Here is a 14,591-nt window from a genome sequence, read left to right as displayed (position 1 = left end):
GTTTGTCGCCGGGCCCAAATTGAGGGTCGTGCACGTTGCGCTTGCCGTCGGCCGGCGCGGCGTCTAAGTTGAATAGGCCATGGCGATGAGGGGCAGATGCGGGCGGCAAGCCGGCATTTGTCCGACGATAAGACCCGCGAAGAGGTCGACCCCGCGCGGCTGCCGGAACCGGCGCGCCGCGCGGGCTGCATGACGGGCGCCACCGCGCAGTGCGCGGCCGGCGCTTGCATGAGCCTGCTCGCAACATCGCAAGAAAGGACGGCCGGCCGCGCGCGGCATGGCTACCGTGTCGGGTATGCCGCATCCGGAATGCGGGTTCCCGAATCACGCTCCCCAACGATCAACATCCGACCATGTCCACGCCACCCGACAAACCCAACTCGCGTCGCCGCTTCCTGCGCACGTCGGTCGCGCTCGTGCCGATCGCGTCGGTCGCCGGTTGCGACCTGCGCTCGTCGTCCTCGACCACGGCCGGCAATGCCTCCACCGCGTCGACCGGCGCCGAACGCGCGCCGTACAAGCCGACCTTCTTCGATGCGAAGGAGTGGGCGTTCGTCCAGGCCGCCGTCGACCGGCTGATCCCGGCCGATGCCGAAGGCCCTGGCGCGCTCGAATCGGGTGTGCCCGAATTCATCGACCGCCAGATGGAAACCCCGTACGCGCACGGCGCGACGTGGTACATGCAGGGGCCGTTCCAGCAGGGCGTGCCCGAGCTCGGCTACCAGCTCAAGCTCGTGCCGCGCGACATCTACCGGCTCGGCATCGCGGCGGTCAACCGCTATTGCGAAAAGGCCCACGGCAAGGCGTTCGCCGACCTCGACGCGCCGACTCGCGACACCGTGCTCGGCGAACTGGAAAAAGGCGGCGCGCAGATCGACGACGTGCCGTCCGCGGTGTTCTTCGGCCTGTTGCTGCAGAACACGCGCGAAGGCTACTTCTGCGATCCGGTGCATGGCGGCAATCACGACATGGCCGCGTGGAAGATGATCGGTTTTCCGGGCGCGCGCGCCGACTTCATGGATTTCGTCAACCAGAACGGCAAGCCCTATCCGTACGGCCCCGTTTCGATCAACGGGGAGCGCACCTGATGGCTGCAGAAAAGAAGCCGCACGTCGATGCGGTGATCGTCGGCTTCGGCTGGACCGGCGCGATTCTCGCGAAGGAACTGACCGAAGCGGGCCTGAACGTCGTCGCGCTCGAGCGTGGCGAGTATCGCGACACCTATCCGGACGGCGCGTATCCGAACACGATCGACGAGCTGACCTACAACGTCCGCAAGAAGCTGTTCCTCGACCTGTCGAAGACGACCGTGTCGATCCGCCACGGCGTGCAGGACACCGCGCTGCCGTACCGGCAGCTTGCCGCGTTCCTGCCGGGCGAGGGCGTCGGCGGCGCGGGGCTGCACTGGTCGGGCGTGCATTTCCGGATCACGCCGGAAGAACTGCGCCTGCGCAGCCACTACGAAGAGCGCTACGGCAAGAAGTTCATCCCCGAAGGGATGACGATCCAGGACACGGGCGTTACCTACGACGAACTCGAGCCGTATTTCGACTTCGCCGAGAAGGTGTTCGGCACGTCGGGGCAGGCGTACAAGGTCGGCGGCAAGGTGGTCGGCGACGGCAACGTGTTCGAGGCGAACCGCAGCGACAACTTCCCGCTGCCCGCGCAGCTCAATACGTATTCGGCGCAGCGCTTCTCCGATGCCGCGAAGTCGCTCGGGCTGCATCCGTACCGGCTGCCGTCGGCGAACACGTCGGGTCCGTACACGAACCCGTACGGCGTGCAGATGGGGCCGTGCAACTTCTGCGGCTACTGCAGCGGCTACGCGTGCTACATGTATTCGAAGGCATCGCCGAACCTGAACATCCTCCCGGCGCTGAAGCAGGTGCCGAACTTCGAGCTGCGCTCGAAGTGCCACGTGCTGCGCGTGGACCTCGACGACACGAAGAAGCGCGCGACGGGCGTCACCTACGTCGACCCGGCCGGCCGTGAAGTGCACCAGCCGGCCGATCTCGTGATCGTCGCCGCGTTCCAGTATCACAACGTGCACCTGCTGCTGCTGTCGGGCATCGGCAAGCCGTACGACCCGATCTCGGGCGAAGGCGTGGTGGGCCGCAATTTCGCGTACCAGAACCTGTCGACGATCAAGGCGTTCTTCGACAAGGACACCTACACGAACCCGTTCATCGGCGCGGGCGGCAACGGCGTCGCGGTGGACGACTTCAACGCCGACAACTTCGACCACGGCCCGCTCGGCTTCGTCGGCGGCTCGCCGCTGTGGGTGAACCAGGCCGGCGTGAAGCCGATCAGCGGCATCGCGACGCCGCCCGGCACGCCGCAGTGGGGCGCCGCGTGGAAGAAGGCCGTGAAGGACAACTACGCGCACACGATCTCGATGGACGCGCACGGCACGAACATGTCGTATCGCGACGTGTACCTCGACCTCGATCCGACCTATCGCGATTCGTACGGCCAGCCGCTGTTGCGGATGACGTTCGACTGGAAGGACAACGACATCAAGATGGCGCAATACGTGACCGGACAGATGAAGAAGATCGCGGAGGCGATGGGGCCGAAGGCGATCGGCGTGTCGACGCGCGAGTTCGGCAAGCACTTCGATTCGCGCGCGTACCAGACGACCCACCTGGTCGGCGGCGCGATCATGGGCACCGACCCGAAGACGAGCGTGCTGAACCGCTACCTGCAGTGCTGGGACGTGCACAACGTGTTCGTGATGGGCGCGTCGGCGCTGCCGCAGGGCATCGGCTACAACCCGACCGGGATCATCGCGGCGCTGGCCTACTGGTCGGCGCGCGCGATCCGCGAGCAATACCTGAAAAATCCCGCCCCGCTGGTGACCGTATGAAGAGGACAGTGAACCACCACAACGCCGCGCGCCGGATTTCTCCGCTGCGGCGCGCACTGGCGATCGGCACGGCATGGGCGGCGTTCGGTCTCGCGGGCGGCGCCGCGTTCGCGCAGCCGGCATCCGCACCCGCCGCGGCTTCGGGCCCGGCCGCCGCACCGGTCGCGCAGTCTGCCGACGCCAACCTCGTCAAGCGCGGCGAATATCTGGCCCGCGCGGGCGACTGCATCGCGTGCCACACCGCGAGCGGCGGCAAGCCGTTCGCGGGCGGGCTGAAGTTCGACACGCCGATCGGCGGCATCTACTCGACGAACATCACGCCGGACCCGAAGACGGGCCTCGGCGGCTGGACGTATGAGGACTTCACCCGCGCGGTGCGCGAGGGCGTGCGCAAGAACGGCGACACGATGTACCCGGCGATGCCGTACCCGTCCTATGCGCGCCTGACCGACGACGACATGAAGGCGCTGTACGCGTACTTCATGCACGGCGTCGCGCCGGTCGAGCACGAGAACCGCGCGGTCGACATCGTGTGGCCGCTGTCGATGCGCTGGCCGCTGACGTTCTGGCGCAAGATGTTCGCGCCGGCGCCGAAGCCGTTCGATGCGGCGCCGTACACCGATCCGGTGGTCGCGCGCGGCGCGTATCTCGTGCAGGGACTCGGCCATTGCGGCGCGTGCCACACGCCGCGCGCGGCGACGATGCAGGAACGCGCGCTGACCGACGCGGGCGGCCTCGACTTCCTGGCCGGCGGCGCGGCGATCGACGGCTGGGTGCCGACGAGCCTGCGCGGCGAGCCGCGCACCGGGTTCGGCACGTGGAACGAAACCGAGATCGTGCAGTTCCTGAAGACCGGCCGCACGCTGCGCACGGCCGCGTTCGGCGGGATGACGGACGTGGTCGGCCACAGCATGCAGCACATGAGCGACGACGATCTCACGGCGATCGCACGCTACCTGAAGACGCTGCCGCCAAAGGTGCTGGGCGAGACACCGTACGCGTACGACGCGACGGCCGCGCACGCGCTGCAGACCGGCGACGCGAGCAAGCCGGGCGCGGCGGTCTATCGCGACAACTGCATGGCCTGCCACCGCAGCGACGGCCACGGCTACGCGCGGGTGTTCCCGGCGCTCGCCGGCAACCCGGTCCTGCAGGGCGACGATCCGACTTCGGTGATCCACGTCGTGCTGTCGGGCAGCGCGCTGAAGGGCACGCACACCGCGCCGTCGACCTTCACGATGCCGCCGTTCGGTTGGCGCCTGTCGGACCAGGAAGTCGCGGACGTGTCGAACTTCGTGCGCACGAGCTGGGGCAATACGGGGACGGCGATCACGGCCGCGCAGGTCGCGAAGGTGCGCAAGAGCGTGCCGTCGACGCGGCCCGAGCCGCCGCCGGGCGCGCGGTTCCCGCAGGCGTCGCGCTGACGCACCCGGCGGGGCATCCGGCCCCGCCCGATCGATCCGCCTCGCGGCGCCCACCGGCCCGCGGGGCGTGTTCCGCACGCCCGGGGTTGTACCCCGCAATGGCGCGCCGAGCGTGAATTTTTCGCCGTGGCGCGCCAATTTTTCGCCTCATCCCTTATCCTTCCATTCTTGAACCTTACTAAATCGTTACAAGAACTCGGGAGGGGGGATGCCTCATGACATCAGCCTGATTGCGTTGCTCGCGGCCGGTTTCGGTCTCGCGATGATCTTCGGTTACCTCGCGTCGCTGCTGAAAATGCCGCCGCTCGTCGGCTATCTGCTCGCCGGGATCGTGATCGGCCCCGGCACGCCCGGTTTCGTCGGCGACCTGTCGCTCGCGCAGCAGCTCGCGGAAGTCGGCGTGATGCTGCTGATGTTCGGCGTCGGCCTCCATTTTTCGCTCGGCGACCTGCTCGCGGTGAGGAAGATCGCGCTGCCGGGGGCCGTCGTCCAGATTACCGTCGCGACGCTGCTCGGCGGCGGGCTCGCGCTCACCTGGGGCTGGAGCCTCGGCGCGGCGCTCGTGTTCGGGCTCGCGCTGTCGGTCGCGAGCACGGTCGTGCTGTTGCGGGCGCTCGAGGGGCGCGGGCTCGTCGAGACCGTCAACGGACGCATCGCGGTCGGCTGGCTCGTCGTCGAGGATCTCGTGATGGTGCTCGTGCTCGTGCTGCTGCCGCCCGTCGCGGGGCTGCTCGGCGGCACGCCGCCCGGCGACGCGCACGCGGCCGGCGGCAGCGTGTGGGGCACGCTCGGCGTCACGATGCTGAAGGTCGCCGCGTTCATCGCGCTGATGCTCGTGGTCGGCAAGCGCGTGTTCCCGCGCATCCTGTGGCTCGTCGCCCGTACCGGTTCGCGCGAACTGTTCACGCTGTGCATGATCGCCGCGGCGGTCGGCATCGCGTTCGGCGCGGCAAAGCTGTTCGACGTGTCGTTCGCGCTCGGCGCGTTCTTCGCCGGGATGATGATGCGCGAGTCGGAATTCAGCCGGCGTGCGGCCGACGAGACGCTGCCGCTGCGCGACGCGTTCTCGGTGCTGTTCTTCATTTCGGTCGGGATGCTGTTCGACCCGAAGGTGCTGCTCGCCGAGCCGCTGCATGTGATCGAGGTCGCGGCGATCGTGCTGATCGGCAAGACGCTCGCGGCGGTCGCGCTCGTGATCGCGTTCCGCTATCCGCTGAACACCGCGCTGACGGTCGGGGCCGGTCTCGCCCAGATCGGCGAGTTCTCGTTCATCCTCGCGGGGCTCGGCCGTGCGCTCGGGCTGCTGTCGGCCGAGGGGCAAAGCCTGATTCTCGCGGTCGCGCTGATCTCGATCGCGATGAACACGCTGCTGTTCGCGATGATCGATCCGGCGCTCGCATGGATCCGCAAGCATTCGGCGTTCGCGCGCAAGCTCGAGGCACGCGACGATCCGCTCGCCGCGCTGCCGATGTCGACGCCGCAGACGCACCTGACCGGCCAGGTCGTGATCGTCGGCTACGGCAAGGTCGGCACGTGGATCGCGCATGCGCTGGACGAGCGCGGGATCGCCTATGTCGTCGTCGAGCAGAATCGCGAGCTCGTCGAGAAGCTGCGCGCGGACGGCGTCGCGGCCGTGTCGGGCGACGCGATCGAGCCGATCGTGCTCGTGCAGGCGCATATCGCGCGCGCCGGGATGCTGGTCGTCACGCTGCCGGACGTATTCGACGTGCGGCAGATCGTCGAGATCTCGCGCACGCTCAATCCGGCGCTGGAGGTCGTGCTGTGCACGAACAGCAGCGACGAGGCCGACCTGCTGTCGAGCGAGGGCATCGGCATCGTGTTCATGGGGGAGAGCGAACTCGCGCGCGGGATGACCGAGCACGTGCTCGGCAGGATGGCGAAGCCGGTGGCGGCCGCGCATTGATGGTTAGCGGCCGGGATCGCTCGGATCGCTAGGATCGCTCGGATCGATAGGATCGATAGGATCGATAGGATCGCCGCGACTGCGCGGATCGCCGGGATTACAGGATTGCGCCGGCCTCTCGGAACGGCGCGTGCGGCGGGTTCTACGTAGCGAACAGCCGATCTCGATCGGTCAGCCGACCTGTGCGGCGCCGCGCCACGCCCCGGCGACTCCACCAACGCCCAGGCGGCTTCAGCCCGCCGCCTTCGTCTGTACGGCCGCGCCGGCTTGCGCGGCCGTTTTCACAGGTGCCGACGCCTGTTGCCCGGCTGCCGTCTTCGGTTGCACGGCGGCCTTCGGCGCCGCGACCGTCTTTTGCGGCACGGCACCCTTGAGCGGCGCATTCGGCGTCGGCTCGACCGGCGCGTCCGGCGGCACGCCGAGCAGCTGCAGCGAGCCGCTCGTGACCGACGAGAACACCGGGCCGGCCACCGTGCCGCCGTAATAACCCTTGCCGCGCGGCTCGTCGATCATCACCGCGACGATCAGGCGGGGGTTGCTCATCGGCGCCATCCCCGCGAACAGGGCGCGGTACTTGCCCTTCGCATAGGTTGCGCCGACCTGCTTGCGCGCCGTGCCCGTCTTGCCGCCGATCCGGTAGCCGTCGACGCGCGCGCGGCGCCCCGTGCCGCCTTCGCCGACGGCCGACTCGAGCATCGAACGGATCGCCGCCGCGGTCTGCGGCGACGTCACGCGATGGCCGCGATGGGCCTCGATCGTCTGCGGGTCGGAACCGTTCCTCAGCAGCGACACCGGGTGCAGCGTGCCGTCGCCCGCATAGGCGGTGTAGGTCTGCGCGATCTGCAGCAGCGACATCGACAGCCCGTAGCCGTACGCCATCGTCGCCTGCTCGATCGGCCGCCAGCGCTTGTAGCCGCGCAGGCGGCCCGACGCGACGCCCGGGAACGTCAGTTCCGGCGCGCGGCCGATCCCGTATTCCTGGTACTTGTTCCAGATCGTTTCGGCGGGCAGGTTCAGCGCCAGCTTCGCGAGCGCGACGTTGCTCGACTTCTGCAGTGCCTGCGAGACGGTGAGCGAGCCGTGGTTCGACGTGTCGTGGATCACGGCCGGGCCGATCTTGTAGGTGCCCGGCGACGTGTTGATGATCGTGTTCGGCGTGACCTTGCGCTCGTCGATCGACAGCGCGACGACGAGCGGCTTGATCGTCGAGCCCGGCTCGAACGTGTCGATCACCGCGCGGTTGCGCAGCTGCTGGCCCGTGAGGCGTGCACGGTCGTTCGGGTCGAAGGTCGGATAGTTCGCGAGCGCGAGGATTTCGCCGTTCTGCGCGTCGAGCACGACGACGCTGCCGGCCACCGCGTTGTTCTCGAGCACCGCGGCCTTGAGCTGGCTGAACGCGAGTTGCTGGATCCGCCGGTCGATCGTCAGTTCGATTGTCGCGCCGTGCTGGGCGGGCACGAGCGGGCGCGTGTCGGACACGATGCGGCCGAGCCGGTCGCGGATCACCTCGCGCTGCCCGGACGTACCCGACAGCCGCCCGTTCGCCGCGAGCTCGACGCCTTCCTGGCCCTTGTCCTCGACGTTGGTGAAGCCGACCACGTGCGCGGCCGATTCGCCCTCCGGATAGAAGCGCTTCGAATCGGCGATCTGCGTGATGCCGTCGATCTCGAGCTTGCCGAGCCGGCTTGCGGTCTCGGCGTCGATCTGCCGCTTGAGCAGCACGAACGTACGGTCGTTGCGCAGGCGGCGCTTCACCTCCGCGAGCGGCATGTCGAGCAGTTTCGCGATCTGCGGATAGTCGATTTCGGCGACCTGTTTCGGGTTCGCCCAGATTTCATAGGTCGACAGGCTGACCGCGAGCATCGCGCCGTTGCGGTCGACGATGCGCCCGCGCATCGCGTCGAGCTCGATCGTGCGCTGGTACCGCTTCTGGCCTTCCCCGACATAGAAATCCTGGTTCGCGACCTGCACCCAGAACGCGCGTCCGATCAGCGCGGCGAAACCGAGGGACACCATGATCACGACCAGCTTCGAGCGCCACATCGGCAAGCGCGACGCGAGCATCGGGTGCTTGGTCGCGGCGGCGTACGGATCGGCGGGGTGGGTCTTTTTTTTCACGCGCATGCAAGGGCCGGGTCGGGCCGCCGGACGGCGGCAAGTCAATCGGAATAATGTGATTGTAATAAATGAGTAAACGTCGTGTGGGGAAACTGTGCTTCGGCCCCGTAAAAGACGCGCGTCGGCGACCGGGCTTCGGGCGGAAAAGGCGGGATGAAGGCGGGAACGAAGGCGGGAACGAAGGCGGGGACGGCGGCGCGGGCATTGCCCGATGTCGCCGACGAATCGGAATGGCGCGGCGGGTCGTGACCGGGGACGCGACTCAATCAACCCGGCCCCGATTATTTTCGGGACGGAAAATAAAAACGCCTCGAAGAGAGGCGCCGTTATTTCTGAATATCGAAATGAATATCGCGGAAACCGGAATAAACCCGAAAACCGCAGAGGATTGCCGTCAAAAATACCTATCGCGCGACGGAAATGAATTCGTGGTATTCCGGCTCCGCCGTGGAGCGATCGACCGCCTGCAGGCGCCACGCGCCGTCGGGGTGCTCGCCGGCGAGCACCGCGGGACCTTGTTCGCGCTGCATCGCGCTGAACGACAGGCCCTTCAACTGGCACACGGCATTCCCGCTGTCGGCGGCGCAGAGGGCCATCGCGCCTTCCACGTCCCGAACCTTGCCCCAGGCCGGGAGATCGATGCCCTGGTGTGCCTCGCGCGACCACAGCCGCTCGTCGGTATCGACCCACAACACCGCGTACGAGTGCCGGGTTGCCGATTCGCTGCCATTAATCCGGATAGTGAGGCGCATTGGAACGTCTCCTGGAAAGTAGAAAATGACACATTCGACCGATTTGGTTTGGATAGTCTAGATAGACTGCAGTGAAACGCAAGCGATAATCCTCAATAAATCCGCATTGTGTCTATTGGTGTCTCGGATGAAAGGACGTCTGACGATACGCGCGGATTCCGGCCCCGCGTGCAAACGCAGACGACACCGCGATCCGCATGCCGCGGCCTCGCTCCGGGTCGGCCCGGGATATGCGATGACTAGGCCGGGGCGCGTCGATGTGTCGCGCCGAAGCGCTGGCCCGCAGCACGCCCACGAACCTCCGTCGAAAGCTGGCTCGACCCGGCGTTTCACCGAGTTGACGACCCGGCCGGCACGACACACCCCGACATTCGTGCACAAATCCACACACTTTCACGAAACTTTCAGGACAGACTTGCGGGCGATCCGGCCCCACACTTGGATTTTCCCGATCCTGGGCCGCGGACGGCCCGTCCGTGGCAAGCCGCCACCTCGTGTCAGAGACGCGATCGACGCGATCGCGGGCCGCAGCCGGTCGGGACTGTCGGGGCGAGCGTCGGCCCCGGCCCGGCCGACCGCCGTGCGCAGCGCCGCGATCCGGGGCTGCCGCGCCGTCCGGCCGATTCTTCGAAGGAGACTATCGTGCTGATCTGGAAAACCGCGTTGTCGCTCAACTGGCGCACGAGCCTCGTGTCGCCGGCCAGCGCGCCGGTCGCGGCGGCCAACGTCGGGCGGCTGGTGCTCACCGGCGCCACCGGCTTCATCGGCAGTACCGTGCTGACGGCGCTCGTCAACGCTGGCTTGCTCGAGCGCATCGTGTGTGTCGTGCGCGCCGGGAATCGCGGCCACGCGGTCGCGCGTTTGCGTGAAGCGGTGCTGCGCGCAGGGCTCGCGCCGTACTGGGCATCGCGACTCGGCGACGCGAACGTGGTCGTCGGTACACTCGGCGACGTGTGGCAGGGCGCCGACGCGCCGCGTCTCGCCGGCGCGACGCACGTGATTCACTGCGCGGGCCACGCGTCGCCGGCCGACGGTTCGCATCTGCGGGCTGACCTCGCCGATTCGCTGCGCTTTGCCGAGCGGTTCGCGCACGCACCGCAACTGCAGCGTTTCGTGTACGTCGGCACCGCTTACGCGCATGCGGGCCGCGGCGGGATCGTTTACGAGGAAATGGCGGGTGCGGCGGCGAGCGACGCGGCGCAGGCCGGCGACGGGCTGCACGGCGCGGTGCTCGCGGCCGGCTACCTGCAGGCGAAGGCGGAAACGGAGCAGCGCCTGCGCGCGCTCGGGCTGCCGCTCGTCGTCGTGCGTCCGTCGCACGTCGTCGGTCACACGGTGCTCGGCACGCGGCCCGCGCCGAATTCGTTCTGGATGTTCCGCGTCGCGCACGCGGCGCGCCGCTTCACGGCACGGCCGATGACGCGCATCGACATCGTGTCGGTCGACGACGTCGCACGCGCGACGATGCTGCTGGCCGTGAAGCCGACGCTGATGCACGACGTGTACCACGTGTCGGCCGGCGACGAGGCGCCGCAGGTCGCGCAGATCGTACGCGCGATGGACGAGGCGGCCGGCATGACGGGCGCGCCGCGTTACGCCGCGTGTGCGCCGGCCGACCTGCCGCTCGTGGTGCGCGACGTGCTCGGGCGGTCCGATCCGGCGCTCGAGCGCGTGATCGGCCGGGCGTTGCAGCGTGGCGCGGAGTTCGCGACGGTCGATCGCGTGTTCGACAACCGCCGCGTGCGCGACGAAATCGATTTCGAGCCGCTGCCGTTCATCGATTACGTCGAGGAATGCATGCGCACGTCCCGCGGCGTCGCGGTGACCCAACTGATGCGCGGGGCGCTGCACTGACGGCCCGCGCGATCAGCGGCTTGCCGGTTCCCGGGTTCGGGTTCGCCCGCCGCCGCTCGCCGCGGTCCGGCCGCGGCAGGCTCTACGATGCGTTGCCGAGTTCGATCAGCCGGTCGAGCGCACGGTAGATGTCGTCCAGGCCGTCCTGGCCGAAACGCGCTTCGAGCTGGCGATACTGCTCGTCGATGCGCGGGCCGATTTCGGTCACCAGCTTCCTGCTTTGCGGCGTCAGGCTCACCAGCAGCCGGCGCTGATCTTCCTGCGCGCGCGTGCGCGTAATCAGGCCGTCGCGCTCCATCCGTTCCAGCACGCCGGTGAGGCTCGGGCTGAGGATGCAGCAGCGGCGCGCGATCTGTCCCGCTTCGAGCGCATTCGCCGGCTCGCCGTCGAGCACGCGGATGATCCGCCATTGCTGTTCGGTCAGCGCGAATTCCTTGAGAATGGGGCGGAACAGGCCCATCAGCGTTTCGCGGGCCTCGAGCAGCAGCATGGCCAGGTTGCGATGGTCGAGCGTACGGTTCATCGGGGGTGGGGAATGGACGGGGACGCATCAATCTTAACAGCCGACGGTGCTGAATTTCATGTATCAGGGTAATCGCGGTTGCCAGCGTCTGATTGTTTACTTAAGATGTTAACTATTGACGATGCGCCGCGACGCGCGGCAGGGGAATGACGCATGGAGCTGTCTTGCAGGACCGCCGCGGCGCCGCCGCTGCCGGTCGCCATCGGTACAGTCTACGGTGCGCTGCTCAACGAGCGCGCCGCACTCGACGCGCTCGGCGATGCCGTGCACGCACCGCCTTACGGTCGTCCGCCGCAGGCACCGATCCTTTACATCAAACCGGCCAACACGCATGCGGCCGATGGCGCGGCCGTCGTGGTGCCCGCGGGCGTCGACGCGCTGGAGATCGGCGCGTCGCTGGCCGTCGTGTTCTCGCGGCGCGCGACGCGCGTGCCGGCCGCGCAGGCGCTCGATTACGTGCACGGCTTCACGCTCGCGAGCGACGTGTCGGTCCCGCATCCCGATTACTACCGTCCGGCCGTGCGCTTCAAGTGTCGCGACGGCTTCTGCCCGCTGGGCCCGGCGATCGTGCCGGCGGCCGCGCTCGGCGATGTCGACGCGATCGGCCTGACCGTGCGGATCGACGGCGATGCCGTGGTGTCCGCGTCGACCGCCACGCTGATCCGCCCGGTTCGGGAACTGATCGCCGACGTGACGGCATTCATGTCGTTCGACGCGGGCGACGTGCTGCTGCTCGGCGTCGCGGGTGGCGCACCGCGTGCCCGCGCGGGCAGCACGATCGAGATTGCCGCCGCCGGCATCGGCACGTTGCGGCATACGCTGATTGCGGAGGAAGCACGATGAAGACGGCGCGCGTGATCTACAACGGCGCACTGCATGCGGCCGAACCGGCCGGCGACGGCGCGATCCGCCTCGACACGGGCCGCGTGGTCGCCGAGGACGTGGTGACGTGGCTGCCGCCCGTCGCGCCGCGCACCACGTTCGCGCTCGGCCTCAACTACGCGGACCACGCGAAGGAACTCGCGTTCAACGCGCCGAGCGAGCCGCTGATCTTCCTGAAGGGGCCGAACACGTTCATCGGTCACCGCTCGCGCACCGTGCGCCCGGCGGACGCGACGCACATGCACTACGAGTGCGAACTGGCCGTCGTGATCGGCCGCCCGGCGCGCAACGTGAGCCGCGCGCAGGCGCTCGACCACGTCGCCGGCTACACGGTCGCGAACGACTACGCGATCCGCGATTACCTCGAAAACTACTACCGCCCGAACCTGCGCGTGAAGAACCGCGACACCTGCACGCCGCTCGGGCCGTGGTTCGTCAGCCGCGACGAGATCGGCGACGCGGGCGACCTGACGCTGCGCACGACGGTGAACGGCCGGGAGACGCAGCGCGGCAGCACGCGCGACATGATCTTCGACGTGCCCGCGCTGATCGAGCACATCAGCAGTTTCATGACGCTCTCGCCGGGCGACCTGATCCTGACCGGCACGCCGGAAGGGCTGGCCGACACGCAGCCGGGCGACGAGGTCGTGACCGAAATCGAAGGAATCGGCCGGCTCGTGAACACGATCGTCGGCGAAGCAGACTACTATCGCGCCGGCTGAGCCCGTCGCCCAAGGAGAGCACATGACCATCAAGCACTGGATCGGCGGCCGTGAGGTCGAGAGCCGCGAGACCTTCACGACGCTGAATCCCGCGACGGGCGACGCGATCACCGACGTCGCGTCGGCCGGCGAGGCCGAAGTCGACGCGGCCGTGCGCGCAGCGAAGGACGCATTCCCGAAGTGGGCGAACACGCCCGCGAAGGAGCGCGCGAAGCTGATGCGCAAGCTCGGCGAGCTGATCGAGAAGAACGTGCCGATGCTCGCCGCGCTCGAGACGCAGGACACCGGCCTGCCGATCGCGCAGACGAGCAAGCAGCTGATTCCGCGCGCGTCCGAGAACTTCAACTTCTTCGCGGAAGTGTGCGTGCAGATGAACGGCCGCACGTATCCGGTCGACGACCAGATGCTGAACTACACGCTGTACCAGCCGGTCGGCGTGTGCGCGCTGGTGTCGCCGTGGAACGTGCCGTTCATGACCGCGACGTGGAAGACGGCGCCGTGTCTCGCGCTCGGCAACACGGCCGTGCTGAAGATGTCGGAGCTGTCGCCGCTGACGGCCGACCAGCTCGGCCGGCTCGCGCTCGAAGCCGGCATTCCGGCGGGCGTGCTGAACGTCGTGCAGGGATACGGCGCGACGGCCGGCGACGCGCTGGTGCGCCATCCGGACGTGCGCGCGGTGTCGTTCACGGGCGGCACGGTCACGGGCAAGCGAATCATGGAGCGCGCGGGCCTGAAGAAATATTCGATGGAGCTTGGCGGCAAGTCGCCCGTGCTGATTTTCGACGATGCCGATTTCGACCGCGCGCTCGACGCGTCGCTGTTCACGATCTTCTCGATCAACGGCGAGCGCTGTACCGCGGGCTCGCGGATCTTCGTGCAGCGCACGATCTACGACCGCTTCGTGCAGGAATTCGCGCGCCGTGCGAACAACCTGGTGGTCGGCGACCCGTCCGATCAGGCGACGCAGCTCGGCGCAATGATCACGCGCCAGCACTGGGAGAAGGTGACCGGCTACATCCGGATCGGCGAGCAGGAAGGCGCGCGCGTGGTGGCAGGCGGCGCGGACAAGCCGGCCGGCCTCGCCGACCATCTGCGCAACGGCAATTTCGTGCGCCCGACCGTGTTCGCCGACGTCGACAACCGGATGCGCATCGCGCAGGAAGAGATCTTCGGGCCGGTCGCGTGCCTGATTCCGTTCGAGAACGAGGAGGAAGGGCTGCGGCTCGCGAACGACACGGCGTACGGGCTCGCGTCGTACATCTGGACGCAGGACGTCGGCAAGGTGCATCGCCTCGCGCGCGGCATCGAGGCCGGGATGGTGTTCGTGAACAGCCAGAACGTGCGCGACCTGCGCCAGCCGTTCGGCGGCGTGAAGGAGTCGGGCACCGGGCGCGAAGGCGGCGAGTACAGCTTCGAGGTGTTCGCGGAGATCAAGAACGTGTGCATCTCGATGGGTTCGCATCACATTCCCCGCTGGGGCGTGTGACGGGCGCGGGTCGTGGCGCCGCCAGCAAGAACGAACGATA

The 14,591-nt window shown here is 68.1% G+C and carries 11 protein-coding genes; 8 read left to right on the top strand and 3 right to left on the bottom strand.

Going from position 1 to position 14,591, the window contains the following annotated elements:
• Positions 1–353 precede the first annotated feature (353 nt).
• From PL79_RS33400 to PL79_RS33385, 4 genes are all read left to right on the top strand, one after another.
• Complete coding sequence (locus tag PL79_RS33400; protein WP_044842958.1) at positions 354–1,088, top strand: gluconate 2-dehydrogenase subunit 3 family protein; 735 nt, start codon at positions 354–356, stop codon at positions 1,086–1,088.
• Positions 1,088–2,866, top strand: a complete 1,779-nt coding sequence (locus PL79_RS33395) for a GMC family oxidoreductase (RefSeq protein ID WP_044842959.1) — start codon at positions 1,088–1,090, stop codon at positions 2,864–2,866. Before PL79_RS33400 ends, PL79_RS33395 begins: the two co-directional genes overlap by 1 nt.
• Entirely contained in the window at positions 2,863–4,290 is a 1,428-nt protein-coding gene (locus PL79_RS33390) for a cytochrome c (RefSeq protein ID WP_044842960.1), read from the top strand. Before PL79_RS33395 ends, PL79_RS33390 begins: the two co-directional genes overlap by 4 nt.
• 208 nt (positions 4,291–4,498) lie before the next feature.
• Complete coding sequence (locus PL79_RS33385; protein WP_044842961.1) at positions 4,499–6,214, top strand: cation:proton antiporter domain-containing protein; 1,716 nt, start codon at positions 4,499–4,501, stop codon at positions 6,212–6,214.
• A 231-nt stretch (positions 6,215–6,445) separates the two neighbouring features.
• Here PL79_RS33385 and PL79_RS33380 read toward each other — a convergent pair whose 3' ends face one another.
• Together PL79_RS33380 and PL79_RS33375 are read right to left on the bottom strand one after the other, a co-directional pair.
• On the bottom strand, positions 6,446–8,338 hold the full coding sequence (locus PL79_RS33380; protein WP_044842962.1) for a peptidoglycan D,D-transpeptidase FtsI family protein: 1,893 nt from the start codon (positions 8,336–8,338) through the stop codon (positions 6,446–6,448).
• Positions 8,339–8,736: 398 nt separating this feature from the next.
• Positions 8,737–9,084 (bottom strand): DUF3564 family protein, encoded by a 348-nt coding sequence (locus PL79_RS33375; protein WP_044842963.1) that lies wholly within the window; start codon positions 9,082–9,084, stop codon positions 8,737–8,739.
• A 642-nt stretch (positions 9,085–9,726) separates the two neighbouring features.
• Between PL79_RS33375 and PL79_RS33370 the strand changes: the two genes are divergently transcribed.
• The gene (locus PL79_RS33370; protein ID WP_044842964.1) at positions 9,727–10,938 is read left to right on the top strand and encodes an SDR family oxidoreductase; all 1,212 of its coding nucleotides are present in this window, start codon (positions 9,727–9,729) and stop codon (positions 10,936–10,938) included.
• 82 nt (positions 10,939–11,020) lie between these two features.
• On the opposite strand, the gene hpaR is transcribed toward PL79_RS33370, so the two are convergent.
• Complete coding sequence (hpaR, locus tag PL79_RS33365; protein ID WP_044842965.1) at positions 11,021–11,461, bottom strand: homoprotocatechuate degradation operon regulator HpaR; 441 nt, start codon at positions 11,459–11,461, stop codon at positions 11,021–11,023.
• Positions 11,462–11,614: 153 nt separating this feature from the next.
• On the opposite strand from hpaR, the gene PL79_RS33360 reads away from it, so the two are divergent.
• Genes PL79_RS33360 through hpaE form a run of 3 tightly spaced genes read left to right on the top strand, consistent with a single transcriptional unit; the run spans position 11,615 to position 14,551 of the window.
• A complete protein-coding gene (locus PL79_RS33360; RefSeq protein WP_044842966.1) occupies positions 11,615–12,304 on the top strand; it encodes a fumarylacetoacetate hydrolase family protein in 690 nt (229 codons plus the stop codon).
• Positions 12,301–13,065, top strand: coding sequence for a fumarylacetoacetate hydrolase family protein (locus PL79_RS33355; protein WP_044842967.1), 765 nt, complete (start codon positions 12,301–12,303; stop codon positions 13,063–13,065). Before PL79_RS33360 ends, PL79_RS33355 begins: the two co-directional genes overlap by 4 nt.
• Positions 13,066–13,087: 22 nt before the next feature.
• Positions 13,088–14,551 carry a 5-carboxymethyl-2-hydroxymuconate semialdehyde dehydrogenase gene (hpaE, locus tag PL79_RS33350; protein WP_044842968.1) on the top strand — a complete coding sequence of 488 codons (1,464 nt, stop codon included), beginning with the start codon at positions 13,088–13,090 and terminating at the stop codon, positions 14,549–14,551.
• Positions 14,552–14,591: the final 40 nt, after the last annotated feature.

The organism is Burkholderia sp. USMB20 (assembly GCF_000949135.2).
GTDB lineage: Bacteria > Pseudomonadota > Gammaproteobacteria > Burkholderiales > Burkholderiaceae > Burkholderia.
This window is presented reverse-complemented; position numbering and strand designations above follow the sequence as displayed.

What these genes read in the sequence shown, in the direction of transcription:
- PL79_RS33400 (WP_044842958.1), top strand. Translation starts at nt 354, where the DNA reads ATGTCCACGCCACCCGACAAACCCAACTCGCGTCGCCGCTTCCTGCGC.
- PL79_RS33395 (WP_044842959.1), top strand. Translation starts at nt 1,088, where the DNA reads ATGGCTGCAGAAAAGAAGCCGCACGTCGATGCGGTGATCGTCGGCTTC.
- PL79_RS33390 (WP_044842960.1), top strand. Translation starts at nt 2,863, where the DNA reads ATGAAGAGGACAGTGAACCACCACAACGCCGCGCGCCGGATTTCTCCG.
- PL79_RS33385 (WP_044842961.1), top strand. Translation starts at nt 4,499, where the DNA reads ATGCCTCATGACATCAGCCTGATTGCGTTGCTCGCGGCCGGTTTCGGT.
- PL79_RS33380 (WP_044842962.1), bottom strand. Translation starts at nt 8,338, where the DNA reads ATGCGCGTGAAAAAAAAGACCCACCCCGCCGATCCGTACGCCGCCGCG.
- PL79_RS33375 (WP_044842963.1), bottom strand. Translation starts at nt 9,084, where the DNA reads ATGCGCCTCACTATCCGGATTAATGGCAGCGAATCGGCAACCCGGCAC.
- hpaR (WP_044842965.1), bottom strand. Translation starts at nt 11,461, where the DNA reads ATGAACCGTACGCTCGACCATCGCAACCTGGCCATGCTGCTGCTCGAG.
- PL79_RS33360 (WP_044842966.1), top strand. Translation starts at nt 11,615, where the DNA reads ATGGAGCTGTCTTGCAGGACCGCCGCGGCGCCGCCGCTGCCGGTCGCC.
- PL79_RS33355 (WP_044842967.1), top strand. Translation starts at nt 12,301, where the DNA reads ATGAAGACGGCGCGCGTGATCTACAACGGCGCACTGCATGCGGCCGAA.
- hpaE (WP_044842968.1), top strand. Translation starts at nt 13,088, where the DNA reads ATGACCATCAAGCACTGGATCGGCGGCCGTGAGGTCGAGAGCCGCGAG.